This is a genomic window from Pseudomonas sp. lyk4-R2A-10, assembly GCF_030209075.1.
Taxonomy (GTDB): Bacteria; Pseudomonadota; Gammaproteobacteria; order Pseudomonadales; family Pseudomonadaceae; genus Aquipseudomonas; species Aquipseudomonas glycinae.
Window position 1 is genome coordinate 1 of the sequence record NZ_JARVSR010000017.1, and the last position, 7767, is coordinate 7767.

The following is a 7767-nucleotide window of genomic DNA, read 5'->3' on the forward strand; positions in this document are numbered from 1 at the left end:
TACCGGCCTGTCACGCCGGGGGTCGCGGGTTCGAGTCCCGTCCGCTGCGCCATATCTGTTTCAAGGACCACTGAACGCCTTGAAACACCGAAAGCAACCTCTGGTTGATTCGGAATCGATAGCAAAGACCCTGGTCGAAAGACCGGGGTTTTTTGTGTCTGAAATTTGGCCTCTCCAAAATTCCTCCTTTGTAGTCGGCGACGAACGCAAGTCGTGGCTCGTTCTATGCCATCCGGCAATCTCCCCTGCGTCCATGGGTCGCTGCGATGCAATGCCGCATTGATTTTTGATTCTTTAGTCAAATTTTTGTAACTGGTTGTTTGCTGCGAGCGCAGAAACCTTTAAAGTTAACCTTTCGGTCAGCTTTGCACTGTCAACACGCCCTTTGTTTAGCCAAAAAGGGCTTCTGCAAGACTCGAGATTCCCAGTAGATAACCAGAAGGGCGGATCCATAACCGCCCAGAGGATGATCCATGTCCAACCGTGAAATATCCCGGCGCTCGTTCCTTCAGGGCGGGCTGGTGGCGGGTGTGAGCGTTACGCTCACGCCGCTCAGCAGTCAGGCGCTCGGTGCCTTGATGGAAAACAGCGTGACCGTGCCGTCCGAGCAGTGGCTCGGCAACAACGGCAAGGCGCGCCAGCGTAACGATGCATTGTCCAAGGTCTGCGGCAGCAAGGTGTTTGCTCGCGACATCCGTTCCAAGGACATGCCGGGCTGGCCCCAGCAGCAAGGCCACGCCATGTTGCTGAAAACCATCAAGGCTGACCGCATCTACGACGGCTATGACCTGTCGTGGCTTGGCGCCGATCTGCAGCCTGACCGCATCGTCACCGCTGCCGACCTGGACAAGGACGGCATCGTGTTCCCTGAAGAGCACGCACCGGATCCTCTGCTGCCGGAAGGCAAGGTGCCGATGTTCATCGGTCACCCGGTCGCGATCCTGATCTGGAACGATTTCGAGCGTTTCCGCCAGGCCAAGAACAAACTCAAATTCAATGACAAAGCGATTCGTTACGGTGCCCATGTGCCGTTCTACGAAGGCGATCCCTATGGCAGTTTCCGCTACGTGCGCGTCGGTGGCCCGACGTCGGCGGACGAGGATGAGTTCGCCAGCCTCAAGGACTCGATCCTGTTCCCGATGCTGAAGAACCGTCGCCCGGTGTGGAATTCCCAGCCGAACCTGCACGGCAACCTGACCGAGCGCGGCCTGTTCTACGCCGACCGCATGAAGAAAGAGATCGACACCCCGCCGGACAACTGGCTGGTGTTCGACGAACGCTACAAGACCCCGTCGATCGAGCCGGCCGCGATGGAGCCGGACAACGGCAACGGCTGGTACGACCCAGCGACCAAGACCCTGCATTTCGTCGTCGCCACCCAATGTCCGCTGGAAACCGCCACCGAGACCGCGAAGATGATCGGACCGTCGCGTTTCGGCCTGGCGAACCTGAACATGCACCCGGGCTACACCGTCGGTTACGGTTCCAAGGACCACAACATTTTCGTTTACTACGCGGCTTTGGCGGCGTTGTACGGCGCAGGTGTGCCGATTCGCCTGGCCAACGACCGTTACGAGCAGTTCCAGAGCGGCATCAAGCGCCACCCGTTCGACATCCGTTACCAGTTGGCGGTGGACAAGACCGATCACAGCTTCAAGATTTTCCGTGCCGAGATGAGCGTCGATGGTGGCGGCCGGATCAACTACAGCCCGTCGGTGGCCGCCGTTGGCGCCACTGCCGCGCAATCGATCTACTACATGCCGCAGAACGACCTGCAGGTCACCGCTTACCATTCCCGTGCCGTTGAAGCAGGTTCGATGCGCGGTTACGGCACGCTGCAGAGCATGGCTTCCACCGAGATGATGGTCGACGAAATCGCTGATCGCCTTGGTGTCGACGCCATTGATCTGCGCCGCAAGAATGCGCTGCGTTCGGGGATGAAAAACACCCAGGGTGCGATCCCGGCCGGTGCGTTGCGCCTGCACGAGATTCTCGACAAGGCTTCGCTGCACGAAGTGTGGAAAAACCGCGACGCGATCAAGAAGCAGCGCGAAGCGGCAGACCCGGATAACTGGTATGGCGTAGGCTTTGCCATTTGCCAGAAAGACTTCGGCACCGGTTCCGAAGCACCGATGGCCAGCATCGAATTCACCGCTGACGGGCACATTTCCCTGCGTCATATCGGAATCGAGATCGGCACCGGCATGTCCACCTCGCAAGCGTTGGTGGTGGCTGACTTCCTCGGCAGCGCGGCTCACGACGTGAAGACCGGCGAAACCGAGTGGGATGAGATGCAGCTGGTGACCGCCGGCAACCCTTACATCATGAGCCAGGCCGAGCAGGACAACTTCCTGCGCAATCCGCGCTGGGTCGGCAAACTGGCGTCGGCCTCGTCGGCGACCAACTCCGCCTATTACTTCAGTCACGCCACCCGCGAAGCGGCGCGCGTGCTATTCAACCACGGTCTGTGGCCGGCAGCGCTGGAGATCTGGCGTCAGGGTCCATACGGCGGCCAGGCCAACCCTTACGTGGTGCGTCGCGAAGATGCGCACTGGGTCGACGGCAAACTGACCGCCAACGGTATGCAGCCGCTGACCTTCGAAGAGCTGGCCAAACGTGCTCACGAGCGCGGTCTGGTCACTGGTGCCACGGTTCACGGTTTCAACCGCTGGAGCTGGGCCGAAGCCGAATACAGCATCGACGGCGTGCGCGAGCGTCTGCCGCTCGACGGTCTGGCGGTGAAGTACGGCGACGGCGCCCCGAAAGCGAAAAAGGCACAGATGACCAGTGCCGGTTTCCACCTGTTGGATCGGCAGAATGTTGCCTATCCGGTGGTTCAACTGAACAACGCCGCCGTGACCTATTACAGTCCGGTCGCGACGCTGGTCGAGTTGAAGGTCAACAAAGGTTCGGCAGAAGTCGAAGTGCTCAACCATCACTCGTGGCTGGAATGCGGTCGGGTGCTGGTCGAAGAACTGGTTCGTGGCCAGCTCGAAGGCGGGATCGCCATGGGCATCGGTCACGCCTTGATGGAAGAGATGCCGCTATACGAAGGCGGGCCGGGGGAGGGTGACTGGAACTTCAACCGCTATCGCCTGCCGATGGCACGGCATGTGGCGGTGTGGAAGCAGACGTCGGAAATCCTGCCGCCGCTGTCCCCAAGCGACCCGTCCAAAGGCATCGCCGAAGTGGTGATGATCCCGGTGGTCGGCGCCATCGGTAACGCCGTGGCCCACGCCATCGGTAAACGTGTTCGCGATCTGCCAATCACTGCTGCGCGCATCAAGGAGGCCCTCAATGGCTAACCGTCCGCTTCAACTGACCCTCAACGGTCAATCCGTCGGCCCGGTGGACATCCCTGATGACCTGCCGATGATCGATTACCTGCACGAATACAAGAACCTCACCGGTTCGCGCCTGGGTTGCGGCCAGGGCATCTGCCACGCCTGCGTGGTGATCGTCGACAACCCGGACGGCAGCAGCGAAGAAGTGCGTACCTGCATCACCGGCGCGCATTACTTCGAGGGTAAGAAAGTCCGCACCATCGAAGGCCACGCCAAGCGTGACGAGCAAGGTCAGGTCACCGAGCTGAACCCGATCCAGCAGCGTTTCGTCGACGAATTCGCCTTCCAGTGCAGCTACTGCGCGCCGGGCTTCGTCAACGCCGCGACCGTGCTGGTGGAAAAGCTGCAACGCCAGCCGATCGTCGAAAGCAAACTGGAGCAAGTCATCGAGGACAGCCTCGGTCATCACGTCTGCCGTTGCACCGGGTACGTGCGTTACTACAACGCTACCCGCAACGTGCTGACCGATCTCGGCCTGGTCAAGGAGGGTTAAGCATGAAGCAATTACTGACCCGCCTGACCCTGGCGGTCGGGCTGGCTGCTCCTGTGTTGGCGGCGCATGCGGATGATCAGGTCAAGCGCGGCGAATACCTTGCCCGCGCGGCCGACTGCATGGCGTGCCACACGGCGCCAGGCGGTGCGCCGTTTGCCGGAGGCCTGCCGATCGTGTCGCCGTTCGGCACGATCTACGGCACCAACATCACTCCAAGCAAAGAGCACGGCATCGGTTTGTACAATGATGACGAATTCTTCGCTGCGCTCACTGAGGGCAAGCGTCGTGACGGCGCGAACCTCTATCCGGCGATGCCGTACACCTCCTACCACTTGATGCCGCGTGCGGATTCGGATGCGATTCATGCGTATCTGAAAACCGTCGAACCGATCGAGCGTGCAGCTCCGGTGACGAGCCTGAGCTTCCCGTTCAACGTGCGTCCGGGCTTGATTGGCTGGAACATGATGTATGGCAAAGCCTTGAAGCTCGAATCTGCCGAAGGCAAAAGCGAGGCGTGGAAACGCGGCCAGTACATGGTCGAAGTGCTTGGCCATTGCGGCGAATGCCACACGCCGCGCGGCCTGCCGGGCGCGATGCAGTTGGACAAGCGCCTGACCGGCGGCATCCTCAACGGCTACCTGGCACCGAGCCTGCTCGCCACTGATCTGGCGGCGCGCGGCTGGAACCATCAGGACCTGAGTACGTTCCTCAAGCACGGCATGAGCGCCCAGGGCACGATGTTCAACGAGATGTTTCCGGTGTTCCACAACAGCACTCAGGGTCTGAATGATCCGGATCTGGCGGCGATGGCGACTTTCCTGCTGGGCGACAAGCCTCCGGCGGCGAAAGAGCTGACCGAAGTGCCGGTGGAAAAACTCAGTGCCAGCGCTCAACGCGGCCGTCAGGAATACTTGAATGTCTGCGCTGGCTGTCATGCGGCCGGTGGCGAAGGCAAACCGCACATTGCGGTAGCCATGCGCGGCAACACCACGCTGCGCCTGGAAGATCCGCGCAACCTGTTGCGAGTGATCGAGGACGGTATCGGCGAACAGAAATTCGCCGGGTTCGAACACATGCAGCCGATGCCGGGTTTTGCCGACAAGCTCAGTGCCGAACAACTGACCGATCTGCTGAACTACCTGCGTCAGGGGTGGGGTGGGCAGTCGGCCGAGCTGGCGGTCGGCGATGTGCAGAAGCTTCAGGCTGATGCTCCGTCCATCGAGCACAAGGCGCACTGATCATGCAGCATCTCGATCTGCAAGTTGTGCGCCGGGCGCTGGAGTGGTCGACGGCGGGGCAGCGCATCTGGCTGTGTACCGTGCTGACGACCTACGGTTCGGCGCCCCGCGCGCCGGGTTCACTGCTGGCGGTGAACGACGGCGGGCAGTGGATCGGGTCGTTGTCCGGTGGTTGCGTCGAGGAAGACTTTCTCGAGCGCGTCGCCGAAGGTGCGTTTCTCGATTCGATCAATGTCGTGCGTTATGGCGAAGGTGACGATCCGCGTTCTCGGGTCAGCCTGCCGTGCGGCGGTATTCTCGATGTGCTGGTAGAGAAATTTGACGCCGGCTGCGATGTGCAGGCGCACCTGCGTGAACTCGAATCGGCGTTGCTGGGGCAGCGCCGGTTGATTCGCGAGGTCGATCTGACCACCGGAGCGCGCAGCCTGTTTGCCGATCGCGAGCAGGGCGCGCGGATCGAGCGTGAAATCGACCGGGTACGGATCCGCATCGGGGCCGCCCAGCGTTTGCTGCTGGCCGGCTATTCCAGCGTGGCGCAGGCCTGTGCGGAGTTCGCGGTCGGTCTCGGCTTCGAAGTGATTCTCTGCGACCCGCGTGATGAAGTGCTGGAAGGCGTGGTGCTCAATGGCGTGGAGATCCGCCGGCAATTGCCGTCGGTGTTCATCGCCGATGGCGGTTGTCACCGTGATACAGCGGTGGTGGCGTTGACCCACGATCCGCGCATCGACGATCTGGCGATGATGGAAGCTGTGCGCACCGAGGCGTTTTACATCGGCGTGATGGGTTCGTTGCAGACTTCACAAAAGCGCTTCGAGCGTTTGCGCCGGATTGGCGGGCTGGGGGAGAGCGAGCTGGCGCGAATTCATGCGCCGATCGGCCTCAACCTTGGCAGCAAGACGCCGGCGGAAATTGCTTTGGCGGTGCTCGCAGATATCCTGCGGATTCGCAGCGGCATTGCACGCGATCAGTTGTGATTGATGCTGGATGTAAAAAGGGCCACTTTTCAGTGGCCCTTTTTTTGCTCATCAGAAACCGAGCTTGTCGCGCAGTCCGTAGTACCACGCGCCCAGTGCGGCAAACGGTGTGCGCAGCAGTTGCCCGCCGGGGAACGGGTAGTGCGGCAGGTCGGCAAACGCATCGAAGCGCTCGGCTTGTCCGCGCAGAGCCTCGGCCAGTACCTTGCCGGCCAGGTGTGTGTAGGTCACGCCGTGGCCACTGCAGCCTTGAGAATAATAGATGTTGTCGCCCAGACGTCCGACCTGAGGCAGGCGCGACAGGGTCAGCAGGAAATTGCCGGTCCAGGCGTAGTCGATTTTCACGTCCTTGAGCTGCGGGAAGGCCTTGAGCATTTTCGGGCGGATGATCGCTTCGATGTTCGCCGGATCCCGCGCGCCATATACCACGCCGCCGCCGAAGATCAGGCGTTTGTCGCCGGTGAGGCGGTAGTAGTCGAGCAGGTAATTGCAGTCTTCTACGCAGTAGTCCTGCGGCAGCAAGGATTTCGCCAGTTCATCGCCGAGCGGTTCGGTGGTGATGACCTGAGTGCCGCACGGCATCGATTTGGCCGCCAGTTCCGGCATCAGATTGCCGAGGTAGGCGTTGCCGGCAACGATGATGAATTTGGCTCGGACCTTGCCCTGCGGTGTATGCACGACCGGGTTGGCGCCGCGTTCGATGCGCACGGCCGGCGACTGTTCATGGATGGTGCCGCCCAGGGATTCCACAGCGGCGGCTTCGCCCAGCGCCAGGTTAAGCGGGTGGATGTGGCCGCCGCTCATGTCGAGCATGCCACCGACATATTGGTCACAAGCCACCACTTCGCGGATGCGGCGTTGATCGAGCAGTTCCAGTTGGGTATGGCCGAAGCGTTCCCACAAGCGCTTCTGCGATTCCAGGTGGCCCATTTGCTTGGCGGTGAGGGCGGCGAATACGCCACCGTCCTTCAAGTCGCACTGAATGTTGTACTTGCTGACGCGCTCACGAATGATCCGGCCGCCTTCGAACGCCATCTGCCCAAGCAGTTGCGCCTGCTTCGGGCCGACGCTGCGTTCGATCACATCGATGTCACGGCTGTAGCTGTTGACGATTTGCCCGCCATTGCGCCCCGAAGCGCCGAAACCGACCTTGGCGGCTTCCAGCACGGTCACGCGAAAACCGTTCTCCAGCAGGAACAGGGCCGAGGAGAGTCCCGTATAACCAGCGCCGATCACACAGACATCCGTCTCCACGTCATCCTGCAGGGCAGGGCGTGGTGGTACGGCGTTGGCCGACGCAGCGTAATAAGACTCTGGGTAAGGGGTGTTCGCCATCCTGCAGCCTCTGTTTAATATATTTTACGAGTGCAGCGATCCTACCCCAGTTGAAAAACCTCCGCCAGCCACCGAGAAATCTTCTTGCGCCGGGTCAAAATTAAATATTTTGCATATTCATAGGGTTAGGTGAAAAAAAGGTGTTGACACCCCTCCGGAATTCCGTAGAATGCCGCCTCACAGCAGGCACGTAGCTCAGTTGGTTAGAGCACCACCTTGACATGGTGGGGGTCGTTGGTTCGAGTCCAATCGCGCCTACCAAACAAAATCCGCTCTGCTGGGCGGTCTAGAAGGGCCCACCGAAAGGTGGGCCCTTTTTTGTTGTCTGTGTCTCGTCCTGAATAAGGTTTACACCTTCTGACCCATTCTCAGGAGGGAGTAAT

General features: G+C 60.6%; 5 protein-coding genes and 1 tRNA gene. 5 read left to right on the forward strand and 1 reads right to left on the reverse strand.

The features are described from left to right. Positions 1 to 473 precede the first annotated feature (473 nt). Genes QRN46_RS27350 through QRN46_RS27365 form a run of 4 tightly spaced genes read left to right on the forward strand, consistent with a single transcriptional unit; the run spans position 474 to position 6049 of the window. Positions 474 to 3305 carry a xanthine dehydrogenase family protein molybdopterin-binding subunit gene (locus QRN46_RS27350; RefSeq protein WP_285358474.1) on the forward strand — a complete coding sequence of 944 codons (2832 nt, stop codon included), beginning with the start codon at positions 474 to 476 and terminating at the stop codon, positions 3303 to 3305. After that, on the forward strand, positions 3298 to 3837 hold the full coding sequence (locus QRN46_RS27355) for a (2Fe-2S)-binding protein (RefSeq protein WP_011333365.1): 540 nt from the start codon (positions 3298 to 3300) through the stop codon (positions 3835 to 3837). Before QRN46_RS27350 ends, QRN46_RS27355 begins: the two co-directional genes overlap by 8 nt. Positions 3838 to 3839: 2 nt before the next feature. After that, the gene (locus tag QRN46_RS27360; RefSeq protein ID WP_285358496.1) at positions 3840 to 5075 is read left to right on the forward strand and encodes a c-type cytochrome; all 1236 of its coding nucleotides are present in this window, start codon (positions 3840 to 3842) and stop codon (positions 5073 to 5075) included. 2 nt (positions 5076 to 5077) lie between these two features. Next, a complete protein-coding gene (locus QRN46_RS27365; protein ID WP_285358497.1) occupies positions 5078 to 6049 on the forward strand; it encodes an XdhC family protein in 972 nt (323 codons plus the stop codon). A 51-nt stretch (positions 6050 to 6100) separates the two neighbouring features. Here the strand turns inward: QRN46_RS27365 and QRN46_RS27370 are convergent, their stop codons facing one another. Further along, positions 6101 to 7384, reverse strand: a complete 1284-nt coding sequence (locus QRN46_RS27370; RefSeq protein WP_011333368.1) for an NAD(P)/FAD-dependent oxidoreductase — start codon at positions 7382 to 7384, stop codon at positions 6101 to 6103. A 184-nt stretch (positions 7385 to 7568) separates the two neighbouring features. On the opposite strand from QRN46_RS27370, the gene QRN46_RS27375 reads away from it, so the two are divergent. Then, positions 7569 to 7645: transfer RNA gene (locus QRN46_RS27375), tRNA-Val, on the forward strand. The last annotated feature ends 122 nt before the right edge of the window (positions 7646 to 7767 follow it).

Bases quoted from the DNA above. Each gene is read 5' to 3' on its own strand.
- QRN46_RS27350 (WP_285358474.1), top strand. From the start codon at position 474: ATGTCCAACCGTGAAATATCCCGGCGCTCGTTCCTTCAGGGCGGGCTG.
- QRN46_RS27355 (WP_011333365.1), top strand. From the start codon at position 3,298: ATGGCTAACCGTCCGCTTCAACTGACCCTCAACGGTCAATCCGTCGGC.
- QRN46_RS27370 (WP_011333368.1), bottom strand. From the start codon at position 7,384: ATGGCGAACACCCCTTACCCAGAGTCTTATTACGCTGCGTCGGCCAAC.
- QRN46_RS27360 (WP_285358496.1), top strand. From the start codon at position 3,840: ATGAAGCAATTACTGACCCGCCTGACCCTGGCGGTCGGGCTGGCTGCT.
- QRN46_RS27365 (WP_285358497.1), top strand. From the start codon at position 5,078: ATGCAGCATCTCGATCTGCAAGTTGTGCGCCGGGCGCTGGAGTGGTCG.